We start from the raw sequence: 19,450 nt of genomic DNA, 5'->3' as shown, positions 1-19,450 counted from the left end.
TTCCCGGCTAAAGCCGGTCCCACTGGATTTGTGGGACCGGCTTTAGCCGGGAAGACGGCATTCCAGTAGACGCAAATGCATCGCGTAGGCCCGTTGGCGAGGTTTGTGTGGGAGCGCTAAATCCGCCCCGGTCACTGCCGCCGAATCTTCTCGACAATCGCCGTAGTCGAACTGTTTTCAACCAGGCCCAACACCTTCACGGTTCCGCCATACGCCTGGACGATTTCCGCGCCGACCACCTGGTCGATACCGTAATCGCCGCCTTTGACCAATACGTCGGGTTTGACATGGCTCAGCAGGTTTTCCGGAGTGCCTTCGGGGAAGCTGATCACCCAGTCCACAGCGCCCAATCCTGCAAGTACAGCCATGCGACGGTCAACGCTGTTGATCGGACGACCGGGCCCTTTCAGGCGGCTGACGGAAGCGTCGTCGTTGACGGCGACGATCAGGCGATCACCTTGGGCGCGGGCTTGTTCCAGATAAGTCACGTGACCGGCATGGAGGATGTCGAAGCAGCCGTTGGTGAAGACGATTTTTTCTTTATGCGCGCGCGCGTCGTCGATTGCCAGCAGCAATTGATCCAGGCTCAACACGCCGCGTTCGGAACCCTCTTCGCGCTGAATCGCTCGACGTAGCTCAGGTGCGCTGATCGCAGCCGTACCCAGCTTGCCGACCACAATACCGGCGGCCAGATTGGCCAACGCCACGGCGTGGGGCAATTCTTCGCCCGCCGCGATAGCCGCGGCGAGCGTGGAAATAACCGTGTCACCGGCACCGGTGACGTCGAATACCTCGCGAGCGCGCGCCGGCAAATGCAGCGCCGGGTGATCCGGACGCAACAAGGTCATGCCGTGTTCGCCACGGGTGACCAGCAACGCGCCCAACTCCAGCTCGCTCATCAACTGCGCGCCTTTGGCGACCAGTTCGGCTTCGTCGACGCAATGGCCGACGATGGCTTCGAATTCGCTGAGATTAGGCGTGATGACGCTGGCGCCGCGGTAGATGGCGAAATCCTTGCCTTTCGGATCAGCAAGCACCGGAATGCCGCGCTCGCGGGCCAGGCGGATCAGTACCTGATGATTTCTCAGCGCGCCCTTGCCGTAATCAGACAGCACCAGCACTTTGATGCCATCGAGCAGGCCATCCACTTCAGCGCTCAAGGCTTCGGCATCGGTCGCGAACGGTTCTTCAAAGTCGATCCGCAGCAATTGCTGGTGGCGGCTCATGACTCGCAGCTTGACGATGGTCGGCTGGTGGGCGATGCGCTGGAAACGGGCCAGCACGCCAGCAGCCTTGAGGCTATTGGCGAGGCTTTCGGCAGCCTCATCTTCCCCGGTAACGCCTACCAGAGAAGCAGGAGCACCCAGTGCGGCGATGTTCAAGGCGACGTTGGCGGCACCGCCTGGACGATCCTCGATCTGCTCGACCTTGACCACTGGCACCGGCGCCTCCGGTGAAATCCGCGAGGTACCGCCATGCCAATAGCGGTCGAGCATGACATCGCCCACTACCAAGACTGGTGCTTGATCGAAACGCGGCATGGACAACTTCATCGAACAACCCGTGACTAAATGAACAGGGGCGGAATCTTAGCACAGGGTTTGGAAAGGCTTGGAGAAGCATTGCAAACCCTTATTACCGGGGCAGACCGGATCCGTAGGGCCGGCTTTAGCCGGGAGAACGCTCTCCCGGCTAAAGCCGGTCCTATGAAATAACGCGGCCTCTAGATCGCCCCAACCGGAGCCGGCTCGTCCAGGCCCATGGCATGCAGGCGGGCGTAGTAGCCGTTCTGCGCCAACAGCTCGGCGTGAGTGCCGCGCTCGACGATCCGACCGGCATCCATCACCAGAATCAGGTCGGCCCGCTCGATAGTGGTCAGGCGGTGCGCGATGACCAGCGTGGTGCGGCCTTTCATGACCTGATCCAGCGCTGCCTGGATGTGACGCTCGGACTCGGTATCCAGCGCCGACGTCGCTTCATCGAGGATCAGCAAAGGCGCGTTTTTCAGCAATGCACGGGCAATTGCCAGACGCTGACGTTGACCGCCGGACAGCAGCACGCCGTTTTCGCCAACTTGCGTATCGAAGCCTTGCGGCAACTGGTCGATGAACTCCTTGGCGTAGGCGTCCGCCGCTGCGGCTTCAATATCGGCACGCGGTGCGCCAGCCAGATCGCCGTAGGCAATGTTGTTGGCGACACTGTCGTTGAACAGTGTGACGCTCTGGGTAACCTGGGCGATATGCCGCCGCAGGTTACGCAGGGTGTAATCGCTGATTTCCACACCATCGAGCAGGATTTGCCCGGTGTTGTGCTGATAGAAGCGCGGAATCAGATTGGCCAGTGTCGACTTGCCGCTACCCGAACGCCCGACCAGAGCAATCATTTGCCCGGGTGCAGCGGCAAAACTGATGTCGTTCAGAACCTGACGCTCAGTGCCCGGATAGGTGAAGCTGAGATTCTTGACCTCCAGATGGCCGGTCACGCGCTCACGTTCAACCGAGCCGGTATCGAACTCAGGCTCGACATCAAGCTGTTCGAATATGCTTTCAGCGCCAGCAACACCCTTTTGAATGGTCGAGCTGACTTCAGACAGCTGTCGGATCGGTTTCGGCAGCAAGCCCGCGGCCGTGATGTAAGCCACCAGATCGCCAGCGGTCGCATCGCCGCGCAGGTACAACACCAGGAACATCAATACCGCCATGGCGGTGTAGATCACCAGTTGCAGCATCGGCGTGTACACCGCGCCGGTCTTGGTCATGCGCAGTTGCTTGTCGGTGTTGCTCTGGCTGGCACCGGCGAAACGGTCCTGCTCGTACTTCTCGCCACCGAAGCTGCGTACTACCCGATAGCCCTGGATAGTCTCGGAAGCCACGTGGGTCACATCACCCATAGCGACCTGAATCTTCTTGCTCTGCTTGCGGAATTTCTTGCTGGCACTGCCGACCATCGTGGCGATCAGCGGCAGGATTGCCAGCATCACCAGCGTCAGCTGCCAGTTCATCCACAGCAGATAGATGAACAGGAAAACAATGGTCAGGCCTTCACGAATGACCACTTTGATCGCATCGGTTGCTGCGCCGGTCACCATGGTCACGTTGAACGTGATGCGCGAGATCAGGTGGCCCGAGTTATGGGTATCGAAATACCGATTGGGCAAGACCAGCAGTTTGTTGAACAACTCGACCCGCAGGTCATGCACCAGCCCCAGGGAAACCTTGGCCAGGAAATAGTTGCCCAGATACGAACCCAGCCCTTGCCACGCGGCAATCAGTACGATCAGCAGCGGCACCGCCTGCAGCAATTGCAGGTCGCGCAGGTACGGGACGTTGGGGAACAGCACCGCTTCCGGGTTGCTCAGGCCATCGACAAAGTACTTCAGAATGCCCGCCAGCATGGGCTGGGTCGACGCAAAAATGACGAAGCCGATGATGCTGAGCAGGAAGATCCCGATGTAGGGCCTGACGTAATTCAACAGTCGAAAATAGATTTTCAGGCTGGAGCTTTGTCCGGCGTCGGACGCTTTGTCGCTCATCTTAAAGCTCGCTGAAGTAGAGGAACGCGCGATTTTATCACAGGTGTCGCGCTGGGCCCTGGCCCAAACCATGACAGTGGCCAGCCCGATCGGCAGCCAGCTGATAAACCACTCGGCACGCGGCGAACCGGTCAGGCTGGCCGCGTCGAACTGCATGGCCAGAGTGGAGAATAGCCACATCCCCAGCAGCCCGCGCCCCAGCGGCGTATCGCGACCGCGCCAGCCTTCACGCAACACCGCCAGCCAGACCACCGCCCAGAGCAGCATTCCAGGGACACCCAACTGAATGGCCGTATGGGTAAACAGATTGTGCGAGTGATCAAAGCGCAGGCCATCGGCGACCACCACGTCGTAAGGCGCTCCCAGGCCGATGCCTATCCATGGATGCTGGCCAATCATCTTGACCGCCGCGACAAATATCTCGGGACGATACGATGAGCCACGCGCCATCATCAGCGGCTCAAGCAGCCAGAACCCGACAGCGGCCAACAGCACCGCCGTACCGGCGACCAGATAGGCGCGTCGATTGCGACACCAGATGGGCATCGCAACCACGGTAAAGAACAGCGCCAGCACCGCGCCGCGACTCTGGGACAGCACGACAAACCCGCCCGTCAGCGCCAGAGCCAGCAACCACAGCCCTTGCAGCGGAAGCCGTTTCGGCGGCCACATCAGCATCCAGATGGCGGCAAGTCCGACCACATAGGCGCCGAGAATCGGGTGGGACAGTTCGCCAATGCCTTCCAGACGGGCATGCCAAAGGTTATGCCGGATACCAAAGAACTCGATCATCGACACCAGCGCGGCCAGCGCCATGCCGATCCCCGCCCACTGCATCAGGCGAATCAGCCGATCCGGTCGGGCATCGGCCAGGACAGGGAAAAACAGCACGAAGAGGCCGATGTACAGCATGCGTTTGAATTCGCGACCCGGTTCCTCGGCGTGTGACCAATAAAGACTGATGGTCGACCAGAGCCCGAGCAGCAGCAAGGAAACACACAGGACACGCTGCTGACGCCAGAATTCACCCAGCCGCGCACGCGCCGACCACGCCAATACCAGGCCTGGCACCCAGACCAATGCCACGAGGCCTTGCTGGTAAATCTTGTTGGAGGGAGCGAAGGCAATCGCCAGCAAAAACCACAGCAGCCCGGCGGATAACCAGACTTGTGCCCAACGGCGTGCGTACATCCTGACTCCTAATTTTCAGACCAGACCAGCCCGGCATGGTGCAAGCGACAACTTTTCGGCATCATTGCGCGTAAATCCGCTCGCATTCCAACAAGGCTTTCTACTGATGCAATGCTTACGGCTCTCAAAGGCCGCTTTAAATCAAATGATCGTCGGCGCCAAAGTGCTGGAGGCCGACAGCTATGGCGCGAAAGTGTACATGTTGCAGGATGGCAAAATCCTTAAACTGTTCCGCCGCAAGCGATGGTTTTCATCGGCACTGCTGCGCCCCTATTCGAAACGCTTCATCGACAACGCTGCAAAGCTTGAGAATCTCGGGGTTCCGACCCTCAAGGTGACGCATTTCTACACCCTCGATAAACCCGGCATGACGGCCGTTCTGTACCGCCCACTGCCAGGTGAAACCTTGCGTCAGCGGGCTCGGCAACCAGGTTTCAGCTGGCAACAGCAGCTCCCGGCGCTTATCGAGTTGGTGCGCAGTCTGCATCAATCGGGGATTTATTTCAGGTCGTTGCACTTGGGTAATATCGTCGTCACGCCGGAAGAAAAGCTGGGCCTGATCGATGTGGCCGATATGCGTTTCTTCAAGGCTCCGCTTTCCGAGCGCTTGATCAAGCGCAACGTCCAGCATTTCTCCAGCTATATCAAGCGCGAGAACCTGGGCGACGAATTCCCTTTGCAAGCGCTGGAACAGGCATTGCTCGCAGCCTGAAACACTTGCACCGCCGATTCAGCGAGTCGACAGCAGCGTCCGGGAATCTTCGCAGAACCGTTCCCAGGCCGCTGCCGGTGCAAGGGCCTGGAACTGGGAGGCGGAAACATTGGCGCCTTCCTGCGCGACCAACATCTCGATGGCTTTGACCCACGCGGCAACATCGGCGACCGGCACATAATAGCCAGCGTCGCCCAACTGCTCGCGAAACACTTCAAGATCACTGACCAACACCGGCACGCCAGCAATGACCGCCTCTTGAAGAACCAGTCCCAAGCCTTCTTCCCGGGAAGGAATCACCACCCAGTCAAAACCGCGATACAATTTGGCCAAACCTGGTTTGTGACCCGGCATGAAGACCTTGCCGGTCAGACCCAGCTGTTTGACCTTGCGTTCCAGCACGCCCCGGTCAGGCCCTTCGCCAATGATCACCAGATTGAGATCGGGATGGCGCGGCAGCGATTGCGCGAAAGCGTCCAGCAAATAATCGAAGCCCTTGTCGGCAACCAGTCGCCCCACGGCACCGAGCACGCGGACGCCATCGGCGGGCAAGTCCAGAACCTTGCGCGCTTGCTTGCGTTCCAGCAGCCGAATGCAGAACGCCTCGGGCTCAAGAGCACTGCGCAGTGCCTGCACCGGCAGTTTCAGATCTTCCTGCAACGCTACGGCGAGGGTTTGCGAGACTGCCGCCAGCGTCAGGCGCTCGGCCGGGAATTGACGAAACAGGGAACGATGTTGCTCGCGCAAGCGCGTGGCGCCGTGAAAAACCACGACAGCGCGGATACCCGGCATATTTTTCAGGATCGGCAGCATCACCCGGGCGACGCCTAGGCCATCGAGCAAGACGACTTTCGCGCCACTTTCCAGCAGCGCTTTGCGTAACCGTGCATGCATCCAGGGTTTGAGCAAACGCCAGACGTGCCGCTCTTTGAGCAACCGTGAGGAAAGACGCCACTCGCGGGCGTCTTTTACAGGCTCGGAACAGTCGCTGATGTCTCCTTGGAGAAACCAGGTCTTGATCTCGATGCTCGGGTCGAGTTGCGACACGATCTGCTGATGCACCTTATGAACCGAGGAAAACGGCGAGCCGCTGGCCCACATCACATTAATGATGCTCATCTGGCGTTGAGCCTCGACGTTGGCAAACCAACGCCCACCAAGGCGCGATCAAATATTGGTAAAGCCAATGCACACTCCAGACGGCAGCGTAAGCCCAGGAATTCACTCGTCCCGGTGAGCAATGCACGAAGTACAAGGCCGACAAGAGTACTCAGTGAAACCTGAAAATAATAGGTACAACCACAACACCAACAACACGCCGCATTAACAATCCGCAAGCAGGATCGTGCCTGAATTCAGAAGCCCAGCGTCGCTCGCAAGCGCTCAAACCACGTCAAAGGTGAAGGCGTTCGAAGCGCAGGTTCAAGCTCTTTGACAATACGTTGGCCAATCGTTGCAAAACTGAATTGCGACATTGCCAGATTACGGCCGTTGACGGCAATACGCGCCGCCAACTCCGGATCACTACGCAATATGGCCAGCTTCCCCTGCAATTGCGCAATGCTGCTGTAGAACACCACGTTCTCCATATCCTGCAAACCCAAGGCGGCATTTTCGCCTTCACCCTGATCATAGGCCAGCAACACACAGCCGCAGGCCATGGCCTCGAAATTCTTGATCATGTACTCGCCCATGCCGACATCGGCACTGACGAAAAAACGAATCCGGTTGAGCGTTTCGCAATATTCTTCGCCCGACTTGGTGCGCGTCACCACCAGGTTTTCCACCTGGCCCAACTCATCCAGCAACGCCTTGCGTCCGCTGTAGGCCACGCTGTTGGTGCTGCCGACGAAAGCCAGCTCGATATCGCGCTCGCGCCCCCGATCCTGCAACAGGCTCTGGTCATAACCTTTGGGAACGAACACCGCATCGAAACCTTCAGCCCGCAAACGCTCGCTCACTATAAACCCGGAGCAGAGCACTCGTACCCATGACAGCTTCCGATAATGGGCGCTGAATTTTCCGGTGTACTTGCAGGAAATATAGTTCTGGTAGGCATCGTGTTCGAGGATCACCAGATTGGGCACTGTGCGAATGAAGCCAACCTGACGGACTTCCTGCTTGAAGCGCAGGAAAAAGACAATGCGGTCGTACTGCGTAACATCCACTTCGCGCCGAAAGTAAGCCCGCAGATTTCTCTGGTCGGCCGACGTCAACCAGCGCAGATCACACTCGCAGTGCGCGGCGATGCCTTCATACAAGCGATCCAGAATGGCTCGTTGTTCTTTCTGGACCAGAAGTAGAACTTTCATTATTTTCCTTGAACCGCAGCCTGCTGAATCAGATGTCCTTGCGCCAGAACAACTCGTGGCGGCGAACAGCCTTTCTATAGAATTCGTTTTCACCCTCTGCCGGCCAGCGTCGGCCAGCCAACGCACCTTGCAACCAGCGCCGCACCTTGCGCTTGAGCGGCATGGGCGGTTGCAGGTCGTGCATCATACCCAGCGCCATGGCTTTGTCGCGTTGCTGTGTGGCCGTCAATTGCAGGCTGTAAGGCGTCAGTTGCAACTCGGTGTCGAAAACCGGCGGCAAACTGATGCCGCTATAGGCATTGCCCATCGGCCAGCGATCATTGTCATGCAGATGATTGGCGTAGCCCAGAATTACCTGTGGCTGCCATTCCAGGCCTTGCAACGCTTCGAGCACCGCAGCCTGAGCACAGATATGGTCCGGATGAGGATCAATCGCCGGATGCGGCATTACCAGCACCTCGGGTCCAGCATGCAAGAGCAGTGCCCGCAGGTCGGCAAGCAGGTTATTCCAGGTCGGCGAGCCATCGACATCGCCGGGCAACGGCAGCGAATTGAACTGACGAAACAGCCGGGTATCGCTCAGATCCGCCTCGCGAGACGCCACGGGCTGATCCGGCGCGGCCTGCATGGCGGACAGTTGCAGGCAAAAATAGCCGAGCTGCACGCACTGCGCTTCTGGAACCCCGCCCCAACGTGGCACGGCAATGCTGTCCCAGGCACGCAGCCGGCCCTTGATTCGCGCGGCTTCGGCGCGCTCCATGCCCATCTGCTGATAATGTTCGGCTTCGATTTCACCTGCGGTCAGGGTCACGATCCACGCATCCTGCGCCTGACTGTACAAGCCAAAAGCCGCCAATTCGGCATCGTCGGCATGAGGCGCGATCACCATCACTTTTTGCTGGCGGGCATCCGGCTGACGAAACACCCAAAGCCGGGGCGCGCCGTGCAGACGACAGAAGCGCCCTTGCAGACGCAGCGAGCCGTCAGCCAGCGCAGCACCGAGCCCGCTGAGATTCAGATAACGCACACCGTCGACGCCACGCTCGAAAGCCTGGCAGTCCGCGACTTCAGTGCCCAGCATTTCAACGACCGGATCGAGAAAACGTCCCAGCCAGGTGCTTTTGAGTTTTATCGACAGGATCAGGGTTTCATCACCGGCCAGGGACAGCGGCGCTTCGAGGCGCACGCGCGCTCCCTCTAGGCTGACGCCTGCAACCTGGGCATCGACCGGGAAGTTGTAGCGATAATCGTCTTTGGGCGAGTAAAACAAATGATCGGCAAACCAGGCTTCGTGCGCGATCCAACCAACTAACGCCAGCAGCAGCGGCAACCACCAAGCCACCAGCACGCCGACGACAATCAGCAACAGCAAGCCGATCAGCAGCGCCACACGCTTGTTACGGCGATGGCGCTTGAGCAGCTGCTGTTTACGGCTCAAATCTGGAATACCGGCACGGGGTTGCACCAACGATCCTTGTACTCGCGGTCGGCGCGACCGAACGAGAAACGCAGTGGTTTGCCCAACGCGCGAGCATCTTCCCAGGCGCTTTGGGTATTGAGAAAACTCAGCACGCTGCCGGGGCTGAAATCCCGGGTTTCGGGGTCGACGCCGCCGTTGACGTACTCGACGCTGATCCACTCGGGCGCTTCGACGCGATACACCAACTGGATCGCAATGGGCGCGTCATTGAGAAATACCACCGAACCGGTCAGGAACTCTCGCAGCAATTCGATGACTTCACTCATGCGCTCGGCACCTGTCGCCGGGAAACCCCAGCGGCGCTGGAACAGGTCGCAGTACATGCGGGCCATTTCGGCGCTGCTGAACTCGCTGACCGGACGCACAATGCCGCCCGCCTCTTCCAGCAGACGCAGTTCGCGGCGCTGGTTGTAGCGAAACTTTTTCGACAGCTCTTCCGGGGTTCGCGCCATCGCCAGGGATTCAGCCTGAGGCTTGAAGGTCGTGACACGGCCTTCATTCAGCGCTGACAGATAGCGCCCGCGATGCCGCACCGGCACCTGCACATCGGCGGCAATCGGCAGGATCAGTTCGGCGTTGCCCAGGTCGAACAGGCCTTTCTTGCCGCGACTTTTCAGCACGTCCTTGGACAGCGCCAGCGAACGGCCCCAGGTGGGAATCGCTGCCTTTATATCGCCGTCTTGCGCCCAGGCCAGATAACGCACGGGAATTTCAGCCAGTCCGGCAAGGCGCTCGACCACCACAGGATGCGTCGCCACGCTGCCACCAAAACGCTGCCAGGCCTGTTGATAAGCGTCGGCATCAATCAGGTTCCAGCCACGCTCACGCCAGCCTTGCAATCGATTGAGCATCAGGATTGCGCCGTCACACTGATGACTTGCGGCAGACGCCAGAACACATCGCGCACGGCCTGATCGGAGAATCGCTCACGCAAGCGCAGCAACATCAAATCAGCACACGCCTGACGTTGCTCGGCATCCAGCGCCGACAAGTGCAGCAGACCTTGCGCCAAACGTTCGTCATCACCCAGCGGGAACAGCACACCGACGCCTTCGACCACTTCCTTGGCCCCGCCGCACGACGTTGCCAGCAGCGGCACGCCCGCGACCATGGCTTCCAGCAGGACCATGCCGAACGGTTCGTGGTCCGAGCTGAGGACAAACAGGTCAAAGGCCTTGTAGTAACGACGCGCGTCCTGGACCTGCCCGAGAAACAGCACCTGGGAGCCGATGCCCAGTTCCAGCGCCAGCTCCTTGAGATCCTGTTCAAGACGACCCTTGCCGAGGATCACCAACTGGCTGTTCGACGGCAGGTCAGGCAGTGCCTTGGCGAAACCGCGCAACAGTGTGGCCTGATCCTTGTCCGGATGCAGACGCCCGACATTGCCGACGATCCAGGCTGATGGCGACAGGCCCAATTCTTCACGGGCTTGCTCAGCGGAAAACTGGCTGGCTTGCAGTTGCTCGATATCAATGCGGTTGTACAGAGTCTGAATGCGTCCGGTCGGCCACTTCGGCAGGCTGTTGCGCATGTCGTCGCGCACCGCATCGGACACGCCGAGCAGGCTCAGGCGCCAGCGAAAAATCTGCGCGAAGAGTTTGCGGCTGCGGCGTTGATAATCACCAAAAGCATGATGCACGCCTATGACTGGCAAGCGGGTTGCCAGCAGAGCGATGTATACCGGTTTAAAGCGATGAGCGATGCAGAAGCTGAAATCCCGGGACGCGACGATCTTGCGAAGGTCGCGGATCGCGCGGATTTTCAGCCCGCGAATGGCCTTGGAGCTGTGCTCCAGAAACAGCACTTCATCCGAGGCGCAACCCGCCGCGACCTCGGCATCGGCGGCGCCGGTCAGGAATACCGTGGTGACACGATAGCCCTTGCCGGCGAACAGGCTGGCGTATTGCCGGGCGCAGTCCAGAAACGGGCCATCATAGCCGTGGCAGAACTGCAGCACATGGCGCTCAGCCGAGCGTGTCATAGGTTTCCACGCCGTCTTTGACCACCAGAATGTCTTCCATGATCAGGTATTCCAGGTCCGAACCGAAAAACATGTTCAGTGCGTCGGTAGGCGAGCAGATCATCGGTTCGCCACGACGGTTCAGCGAAGTGTTCAGCGACACGCCGTTGCCGGTCAGGTTTTCCAGGGCCTTCATCATGTCGTAGTAACGCGGGTTGTACTCGCGTTTCAGCACCTGGGCGCGGGAAGTGCCGTCTTCATGGACGACTTCCGGCACACGGGTTTTCCACTCTTCAGCCACTTCAAACGTGAAGGTCATGAACGGGGCAGGGTGATCGATCTTGATCATCTGTGGCGCGACGGTGTCGAGCATCGACGGGCAGAAAGGCCTCCAGCGCTCGCGGAACTTGATCTGATGGTTGATCCGGTCAGCCACGCCCGGAATGCTTGGGCAGCCAATGATCGAACGACCACCCAGAGCGCGCGGACCGAACTCCATGCGGCCCTGGAACCAGGCCACCGGATTGCCTTCAACCATGATTTTGGCGATGCGCTCAGGGGTGTTTTCGATCTGGCGCCACACGGGTTTGCTCGGGTGACGCGCGCAGGCAGCGATAACGTCTTCGTTGCTGTAGGACGGGCCGAGATAGACGTGCTCCATCTTCTCCACCGGCACGCCACGCGCGTGGGACACATAAGCCGCCGCGCCCACCGCCGTACCCGCGTCACCCGAAGCCGGTTGCACGAACAGCTCTTTGACTTCAGGGCGCGCGATGATCTTCTGATTCAGCTTGACGTTCAACGCACAGCCACCGGCGAAGGCAATCTTGCCGGTTTCCTTGAGGATGTCGCCCAGGTAGTGATCCATCATCTGCAACGCCAGTTTCTCGAACAGCGCTTGCATGCTCGCGGCGTAATGGATGTACGGCTCGTCGGCCACGTCACCGACGCGTTTCGGGCCCAGCCACTCGATCAGCTTCGGCGAGAAGTAAAAGCCCTTGCCGTTCTCTTTATAGCGACGCAGGCCGATCACGTTGGCCAGCTCGGTGTTGATCACCAGTTCGCCATTCTCGAAGGTCGCCAGACGCGAAAAGTCATACTTGCTGGCGTCGCCATACGGCGCCATACCCATGACCTTGAACTCGCCATCGAGCATTTCAAAGCCGAGGAATTCGGTGATCGCGCCATACAGGCCGCCGAGGGAATCCGGATCGAAGAATTCCTTGATCTTGTGAATCTTGCCGTTTTCGCCATAGCCAAAGAAGGTCGTGGCGTACTCACCCTTGCCGTCGATGCCCATGATCGCGGTTTTCTCTTGAAAACCGGAACAGTGGTAAGCGCTGGAAGCGTGGGCCAGATGGTGCTCGACCGGCTCGATCTTGATTTTCTTTGGATCGAAGCCCAGTTGCTCAAGGCACCAGACAATCTTGTTGCGATAGCGCTTGTAGCGGCGGTTGCCCATCAGCAGCGCATCAAGCGCACGATCCGGGGCGTACCAATAACGCTTGGCGTAATGCCAGCGCGCCTTGCCGAACAGGCTGATGGGCGCGAAGGGAATCGCCACCACATCCACGTCCGAAGGCTTGATACCCGCCTGCTCAAGGCAAAACTTCGCCGACTCGTAGGGCATGCGGTTCTTTGCATGCTTATCGCGAACGAAGCGCTCTTCTTCAGCTGCCGCGACGAGCTTGCCGTCGATGTACAGGGCAGCGGAAGGATCATGGCTAAGGGCGCCGGACAGGCCAAGGATCGTCAATGCCACTAGGGTCTAGCCTCTTTAGTCTGCATGCAGGCGGCAGGCGCCTGAGAAAAATGTGTGCTCTCGCACGCGGGCGAGGAACAGCTAAAGCGCGGGATTATAGCGTAATGACAGGCTGATTTGCTTGTCAGTGAGCAAATCCTGTGCACGCCGCCTGACTCAGGGACGCACAGGTCCAGACCGGCTTCGAGGTTGATAACGGTGCAAAGCAGCGGATGACCGCTCGCCATGGCGAAATTCACGACATTTATCGTAGGCCGTTTCCCAAAGGCCCTTTCGCGCATTGAGCACGCCCCACTCATCAGCCAATCTGCCGACCTCGCTCAGGGACCGGCGCAGGCACATCGTGCTCAGCCTTCTGGATCCCGGCCCTTTAACTCGCCGTCCAAGGCAAGGAGCCAGCAATGACCAACCCGTGCATGACACCTCGCGGCCATATGGCCAATCTGGTCGCCAACGCCCAAAGCGCCGATGCGCCCGACGCTGGCGGTATGTGCCCACTGATGATGCAGACCCTGCAACTGCTGCCGGTGCGCTACGGCGTGGTGGAGGATCTTGATCCGTCCGTTGAGCTTGCCATGCCGTATACATTGCAGTCGCGGCCGTTGGGGTTTCGTCTGCTGCGCGATGGCTTTTTGTACATTATCGACAGCGCCACGGGCTGGCTGCACGAGTACACCACCAAGGACGGTTCGGTCAGCGGTTTATTGTTCAAGGGCAGCGAAGTCAGGCTCGATCGGCGCAGCAGCGTTATTGAAAGCGATCCCGCGCTGGTGTTCTCCCGCGCCAGCGTGCTGCATGTCACATATTCAGAGGTTCAGTGGACGGCCTTCAAATGCGCTCAGGTTTTGAAAGTTGCCGCCGAGCGTGAATATTTCATGCAGCGCATCAGCTTCGAAGGTATCGACTACGGCCAGGGTCAAGACCTGGTTGACGGCACGAGCATGGCCGTATGGCTGGCCGAAGCGTGTCTGAGTCGAGCCGAGAAACCGGGTTACACCTCAGAACCTGCCGCTTACCCGTGGGAACATCCGCCGCAGTTCCGAAAAACCATCATCGAAGAACTCACCAGCCAGATCACCGCCGCGCAAAATCATGACTTTCTGTTCCTGGCGGTCCGCGATGACGTGGGCGTGATGCGCGATCTGGCCAACCATCAGAATCACGTCGTGGGGCAGATTCAGGCCTGGGCCGCAGAGGGGGAAATCGAGCGCGATTACTTGCTGGGCTGCTACATCGAATCCATCACGTTGATCGACGAAGACAAACTCAACGAGCGGGCCAAAAGTGACTGGGCCTTGCAGGCGCTGCTCGACGATCTGCAGTCCCTGCCTGAACCCGAGCGCAGTCAGACGCGCAAAACCCTGCGCGAGGTGATGGGGGAGGACAATAGCCAGAATATCCCTCGGATCGAGGACCCTGATTTGCCAGCCGACCTGCGGGCGCGGCTCGACAAGATTCCGCCAAACACAGATCGACAAAACATCTATGCCGGGTATTCAGCCCGGCTATATACGCTTCAGCAGTACTACCTTGAGCAACGTTTCGTCGGCACTAGCCCTGAGTTCATCGCCGGCCATCGCAGCCTCCTCTGGAAGCTCTATCGCCAGATGGACAAGCCCACCAAAGAGTTGCTGTACGGCGCCAAATTCGGCCAGCGCGGCATCAACGAACTGATTGATCGCCCGGCCATGGACGCGTTTTTGCAGCGGCAACGCGAGGTGCTGCGACCGCTGAATGAGCTGTTGGAAAAGATCACCCAGGACCGCGTCGACCTGTTGATCAAGGACCGCCTGCATCGGGCCATCTGGTATTACGACATCGAGAACAGCGAGCAGGTCGACCACGCGCTGCTCACCGAATACGACTGCCTCAAAGACATCTGCCGCAGCGACAGCGCGATCCAGCAAACCCTGGATTGGCTCAATGCCAACCCCGCCATGACTCGGCAGATGTTCTACGCCGCGCCGCGCAGTGCGCAAACCGAACTGGGCGTGCAATTTGCCTACATCACCAACGCCGGCTGGCTGCTGATCAAGGACGCACCCGAATGGACGGAGCGCCTCAAACAATGGGGCGCGGGCCTGGTACTGAACACCGAAAACCTGTCGGCAACCACGCAAGTCAATGCCGCCGCAGCCTGGGGCACGCTGGCACCGGCGCTGCAAATGGGCATGCAGCAAGCCGTGCAGGACTTTATGCAAGACATGGATAAAGGCCAGATGCCAGACATCGAGGACCTATTCCGGCGCATGCCCAAAGGTGCGGGTGTCGCGATTCTGGATGCCGCCAGGCGCGAGGGCGTGACCTTCGTAGTCGGCAACGCAGAAGATGCCAAACACGCGAGCAACACCCTGCAAGAAGTGCTGGGCTTACGCAGGCAACTGACGTCGACAAAAAGCGTCGCGAAGCAACGCAAGGCCCAGGACAAATTCTGGCATTTGACCCCGCAGGCGCAATCATTCAAAGACCGCGAGCACGTACTCAAACTCAGCCTGCAAGAGCAGGAAGCGCAACTCGCGCGTTTCATCAGCCCCATCGGCGCGCTGCCCGAGGATGCAACGCACCTGCAAGCGGCCTCGTCGGGCAAGCCGGGATTGACCCTGGTATTTCCATCGCCACAGCACGCCGAAGTGCGCTCGCTGCTGGAAAACTATCGGCACGGAGTGACGGTCGCGCCGAAGGCCGGGTTGCTGGGGGATGGGGCAGGGATGTTGGTGTTTGTGGCGCAGGTGGTGAATTTTTTGCAGGTGCGGAGGGTGGTGTTCTCGCAACCGGAACACGCTAGAGATATAGGGCCGTTCTTGAGTGCATCGGCTGCGACTGTCGCGGCAGGCTTCGGCGCGGCGCAAGGCATTGCCGATACAGCTCTTAACGCCCATGCCACAGAACTCGGGAAAAACCTCAAAAAAGCTGAATTGATGGGCGTGCATGTGCAGATGGGCAAGTTGCACATCAGCCTCGGGATTGTCGGTTACCTTGCAGGTATTGCCGCAGCTGGCATGAGCCTGGCCAGTTCCTATAACAATTGGCAGGACGCGGGGCGCAACGGCAACCGCGAAGCCCAGGCCGGGGCAACGCTGAGCATGCTGGGCAATAGCGGTTTTATCGCCAGCAATAGCTACGGAGCAATCCAGTCCGGGCTTGCATTCAAACATGTATTAGCTACTGCTCGTCACTCGCCTGCTCGCGCCGCCGCCTGGGCGGTGGCGGGGGTTCGGCTGTCCACGGTGTTTTTACGTTTCAACGTGGTGGGGATTCTATTCACCGCGCTGGAGCTGTCCGGCACCTGGCTCTATAACCGCTATAACCTGAGCGCCCATGATCGCTGGTTGCTCAGCACGCCTTGGGGGACAGACCCGGATCGACGCGAGTCACTAGCCCTTTCCGAGTTTCAAAAAACTTTGCGCGGCCATATTCAGGCGCCGCACATAGAAATCCTGCCTGCCACGGATGATTCAGGAGTAGCTGAACCTCAGCGCTTCCTGTTGCACTTCCCAACGCTGTCAGCTGCTGACCTGACCAAGCAGTTGGCCAGCAGTACCAGCAGCGTCCTGCTGAATATTGGTGGCTATCAGGTGATACGCGAAATCCCCGGACGCATGGGCATGCCAGCGCAATGGAGCCGACTGGATGAATCGCTGGAAGAGCGTGTGCAGATCAAACAACAAAGCCCGTTGATACTTGAATTTTCTGATCTTCGCGGGTTGCTCCGATCAGACTATCCCGGTCATACCGATATCGTCCTGTCTATCCAGTTGGGCCACACATTCAAGGACGGCACCTACGAAGCCAACCTCTATGACCTGAGCTTTCCCGTCATCGGTGAGAGTGGAAATTTTCCCGTGCGTACGATTAGCCGCCAGGGCGAGGAGTGCCGCTTCTTCCGGGTCGATCCGGCGATGATGGATCAGGCGGATATTTTATGACGACTGACATCCCCGGCGCACCACCGCCGATTCATCATGCTCCCCATGCAGGCATGGTCGAGCGCTTCCCGACCGGTCAGGTGGTGTATCTGGCGCCGCTGCCACTGCCTACCGATTTGCCTGCGCAGGATTATGGCCATGCCGTAGGCGAAGTAAACGGCACCTACCTGGATTTTGGTGTTGGCCTACCGTCTGTCTTTGGTTGGCAGATGACGTTGGGCGCGCCTTTCTGGGCTATCTGGTTTTTTGGTCTTTTTGCACCTGCACTCGCTTGGCTGCTGACCGTCCTGGACGGAGGAGGAATTGAGCCAGCTACCAAGTTTGCGCTTCAGGTTATCCCGGAAGGACTGGAAATCGGTGGCTGGCTCGCCGCCTTCGCTTTATTTATCTACCTCTCCATCACCTTCCACCACCTCGCCAAGTACAGACACATCGTCCCCACCCGCTTCAACCGCCAACGCCGCGAAGTCTGCTTTGTGCCCGCAGGCCAGACCGAACCCATTTTCGTCCCCTGGGAATCGCTATCGGCCTGGGTCGTGCAGGCACGTTCCATCACCCAATACGGCCTGGATATCCGCTACGCCATGGGCGTCGGATTTTATCATGCGCCGCACGATGAGCATTACAGCCTGGAGTTTTTTTGCAGCGGGTTCGATCTGGCGGTGTGCAACTGGGAGGCGCTTCGCGCGTACATGGAATACGAGGTGCATACGCTCAAGGAAATTCAGGACCCGCTGGACCTGCAAAACCCCGGCGATCCACCTCATGAAGGTTTGCACACCTTTTACAACGCTCGGGAACGTATGCGGCGCAGGCGCAAAAACCGTGAAGTGGGGTTTTTCTATCCGTTCTGGTGGTACACGTATCACGTGCTGACGCTGTGGACCTTGCCCAACTACCTCACCGAATGGGAAATCCGCCGCATCAAAAGCATCGGCCGCGCCGTTGTGCCCGAAGCAATGCAAAACTGGTCCGCACCCTTGCCGCCAGAACAATGGGCCAAACCCAGCGCTGAACTGCAACGACTCAGCGAGGCTGTCAAAATCCTGAGACAACAAAGGCCGGAGCTGAACATTTTCACGCGGTTTTGTGAGGTGCAGAAGGCTGACCGGAAATCCAGCGGGCGCGCAGGTTGTCACAGCTGAAATCGCCTCGCCAACACGTTGGCTCCTACAGAGAAAGATGCTATTTCACGAGGCTAGCGCGCTCCGCAGCCAAGGTGGCGGCGCGGTGAACGCGTTGATGGGTGGTCAGTTCAGACCTGACTGTCAGCAACTCGAGAATATCCGGATGCTGTTCCAAAGCTTCATCTCCCAGAAAGCCGAACACATTGGCGTACAACCAGATTTCCCGTTCGCTTTCAAATCCGGCTGCGATAGCCGATCCAGCCAGTTGATGGATTTGGTCGAGGCGTTGTGCGGGAGTTAAATCTGCACGGTATCCGGGGAAAAAGCGTTGCATATGCTGATAAAGCGCTCTCATGGACTTGGCAAAAGTCGTTACTTTAAGGGCCGTCCATTGCGCCTCGCTCGCCATATATGGCTTGTCGTACTTGGCGATAGTTTTTTCGCCGATTCGCCTGAATTGCGTCCACCCTTCAAGCGGCGCATTGGCGGCGATGATCTGCTGACAGGGGCCAAACAACTCCGAGGCGGGATAGTGCTCGGCGGCAAACAGCGCCTGAGCCACGGCAGGATCGGAAATGCGCAGGAACATCTCTTCGTCCTGCGGCGGTTGAAAACTGGTCAGCCAGCGCATGTGGGCCAATAGTTCCTCCCACGGGCCATCACTGACCAACAAGTAACCCCAGAGCTTTGCTGTATTGGCGAGAAACTGCAAAAGAACCGGATCATCTTGATCGCGCATACGGATCAGGCACGGAGAGATTCGACTGAGTTCATCCCACTGTGTGCCGTGATAAAGCAAGTGCACATGAGGTGCGCCGGACCACTCATATAGCCGCTGAAGTAAATTGTCGACTTGGAGCGCATCCAGCAGAAGCCCGACAGTTTGATCCCAGGGAAAATCGTCGGGCAGTTGAGTGACAGGCGACATCGATGGCTTGTTCATACCGACTCCTGCCTTGCTTCGGCGCAGCGACGACAAAATGGGGCACCTCCCGCAATAGCTGTTTGCTGTTTGGAAGGGATCATGGCGAGCGGCGCGGACGGGATTGCGGGCAATGCTGCCTTTGCCATCAAGGCCGTAGGTAAACCCGGTACCGCGGGCATTCCCGGCATCGGCACACCACCCAGCAGGATCGGTACGCTGGTGAAGATTCCTGCGGGTGTGATATTGATCCAGTGCCCGCCGCCTTTGATCGTCGCCGTCATGCCCGCATCAGTGACGATGTGCATCTTCGAATTGAGATGCACCTGCCCGGCCGCACTGACCAAATGATTCGCCGCGCTGATGTGCTGATTGCCGACGACCGTTAGTGAGTCATCCGCCAGGATCTGCGTCTTGCGCGCGCCGAGGGTCAGGTGATGTTCTTCGCCTTGCAGTTCGTGGCTGGACAGCCCGGTGACCAGGACGCTGCGCTGGTTGTCGATCTGGATCGACTGGTCGTTGAGCA

The 19,450-nt window shown here is 58.9% G+C and carries 12 protein-coding genes and 2 pseudogenes; 3 read left to right on the top strand and 11 right to left on the bottom strand.

From position 1 onward, the window contains the following. Positions 1–131: 131 nt before the first annotated feature. The 3 genes and pseudogenes from hldE to ACP7E4_RS21545 all read right to left on the bottom strand — a co-directional run. Entirely contained in the window at positions 132–1,553 is a 1,422-nt protein-coding gene (gene hldE, locus ACP7E4_RS21555) for a bifunctional D-glycero-beta-D-manno-heptose-7-phosphate kinase/D-glycero-beta-D-manno-heptose 1-phosphate adenylyltransferase HldE (RefSeq protein WP_426117656.1), read from the bottom strand. A gap of 170 nt (positions 1,554–1,723) precedes the next feature. Beyond that, positions 1,724–3,532: a lipid A export permease/ATP-binding protein MsbA gene (gene msbA, locus ACP7E4_RS21550; RefSeq protein WP_426117667.1), complete on the bottom strand. Its 1,809-nt coding sequence runs from the start codon at positions 3,530–3,532 to the stop codon at positions 1,724–1,726. 264 nt (positions 3,533–3,796) lie between these two features. Continuing rightward, positions 3,797–4,204: pseudogene (locus ACP7E4_RS21545) on the bottom strand (O-antigen ligase family protein); the annotation flags it as partial. 625 nt (positions 4,205–4,829) lie between these two features. On the opposite strand from ACP7E4_RS21545, the gene ACP7E4_RS21540 reads away from it, so the two are divergent. After that, on the top strand, positions 4,830–5,435 hold the full coding sequence (locus tag ACP7E4_RS21540) for a toluene tolerance protein (RefSeq protein ID WP_426117657.1): 606 nt from the start codon (positions 4,830–4,832) through the stop codon (positions 5,433–5,435). Between the two features lie 18 nt (positions 5,436–5,453). Here ACP7E4_RS21540 and ACP7E4_RS21535 read toward each other — a convergent pair whose 3' ends face one another. From ACP7E4_RS21535 to ACP7E4_RS21510, 6 genes are all read right to left on the bottom strand, one after another. After that, positions 5,454–6,554 (bottom strand): glycosyltransferase, encoded by a 1,101-nt coding sequence (locus ACP7E4_RS21535; protein WP_426117658.1) that lies wholly within the window; start codon positions 6,552–6,554, stop codon positions 5,454–5,456. A gap of 236 nt (positions 6,555–6,790) precedes the next feature. After that, the gene (locus ACP7E4_RS21530; protein WP_426117659.1) at positions 6,791–7,747 is read right to left on the bottom strand and encodes a glycosyltransferase family protein; all 957 of its coding nucleotides are present in this window, start codon (positions 7,745–7,747) and stop codon (positions 6,791–6,793) included. A 28-nt stretch (positions 7,748–7,775) separates the two neighbouring features. After that, entirely contained in the window at positions 7,776–9,185 is a 1,410-nt protein-coding gene (locus ACP7E4_RS21525; RefSeq protein ID WP_426117668.1) for a PIG-L deacetylase family protein, read from the bottom strand. Further along, positions 9,182–10,078, bottom strand: a complete 897-nt coding sequence (locus ACP7E4_RS21520) for an antimicrobial resistance protein Mig-14 (protein WP_426117660.1) — start codon at positions 10,076–10,078, stop codon at positions 9,182–9,184. The genes ACP7E4_RS21525 and ACP7E4_RS21520 overlap by 4 nt, the downstream gene beginning before the upstream one ends. Continuing rightward, positions 10,078–11,208 carry a glycosyltransferase gene (locus ACP7E4_RS21515; protein WP_426117661.1) on the bottom strand — a complete coding sequence of 377 codons (1,131 nt, stop codon included), beginning with the start codon at positions 11,206–11,208 and terminating at the stop codon, positions 10,078–10,080. The genes ACP7E4_RS21520 and ACP7E4_RS21515 overlap by 1 nt, the downstream gene beginning before the upstream one ends. Continuing rightward, positions 11,192–12,949: a carbamoyltransferase family protein gene (locus tag ACP7E4_RS21510; RefSeq protein ID WP_426117662.1), complete on the bottom strand. Its 1,758-nt coding sequence runs from the start codon at positions 12,947–12,949 to the stop codon at positions 11,192–11,194. Before ACP7E4_RS21510 ends, ACP7E4_RS21515 begins: the two co-directional genes overlap by 17 nt. A gap of 401 nt (positions 12,950–13,350) precedes the next feature. On the opposite strand from ACP7E4_RS21510, the gene ACP7E4_RS21505 reads away from it, so the two are divergent. Both ACP7E4_RS21505 and ACP7E4_RS21500 read left to right on the top strand, forming a co-directional pair. Beyond that, positions 13,351–16,875, top strand: a complete 3,525-nt coding sequence (locus tag ACP7E4_RS21505; protein ID WP_426117663.1) for a toxin VasX — start codon at positions 13,351–13,353, stop codon at positions 16,873–16,875. Continuing rightward, on the top strand, positions 16,821–18,020 hold the full coding sequence (locus ACP7E4_RS21500; RefSeq protein ID WP_426224900.1) for a hypothetical protein: 1,200 nt from the start codon (positions 16,821–16,823) through the stop codon (positions 18,018–18,020). Before ACP7E4_RS21505 ends, ACP7E4_RS21500 begins: the two co-directional genes overlap by 55 nt. Positions 18,021–18,060: 40 nt before the next feature. Here ACP7E4_RS21500 and ACP7E4_RS21495 read toward each other — a convergent pair whose 3' ends face one another. Together ACP7E4_RS21495 and ACP7E4_RS21490 are read right to left on the bottom strand one after the other, a co-directional pair. Further along, a complete protein-coding gene (locus ACP7E4_RS21495) occupies positions 18,061–18,945 on the bottom strand; it encodes a DUF4123 domain-containing protein (RefSeq protein WP_426117665.1) in 885 nt (294 codons plus the stop codon). After that, positions 18,942–19,450: pseudogene (locus ACP7E4_RS21490) on the bottom strand (type VI secretion system tip protein VgrG); the annotation flags it as partial. The gene ACP7E4_RS21495 and the pseudogene ACP7E4_RS21490, both read right to left, overlap by 4 nt.

Origin of the sequence: Pseudomonas sp. DSP3-2-3, assembly GCF_049898225.1 — a bacterium.
In the GTDB taxonomy this organism is placed as follows: domain Bacteria; phylum Pseudomonadota; class Gammaproteobacteria; order Pseudomonadales; family Pseudomonadaceae; genus Aquipseudomonas.
The sequence above is the reverse complement of the archived record's forward strand: the minus strand, read 5'-3'. Positions and strand labels throughout refer to the sequence as shown.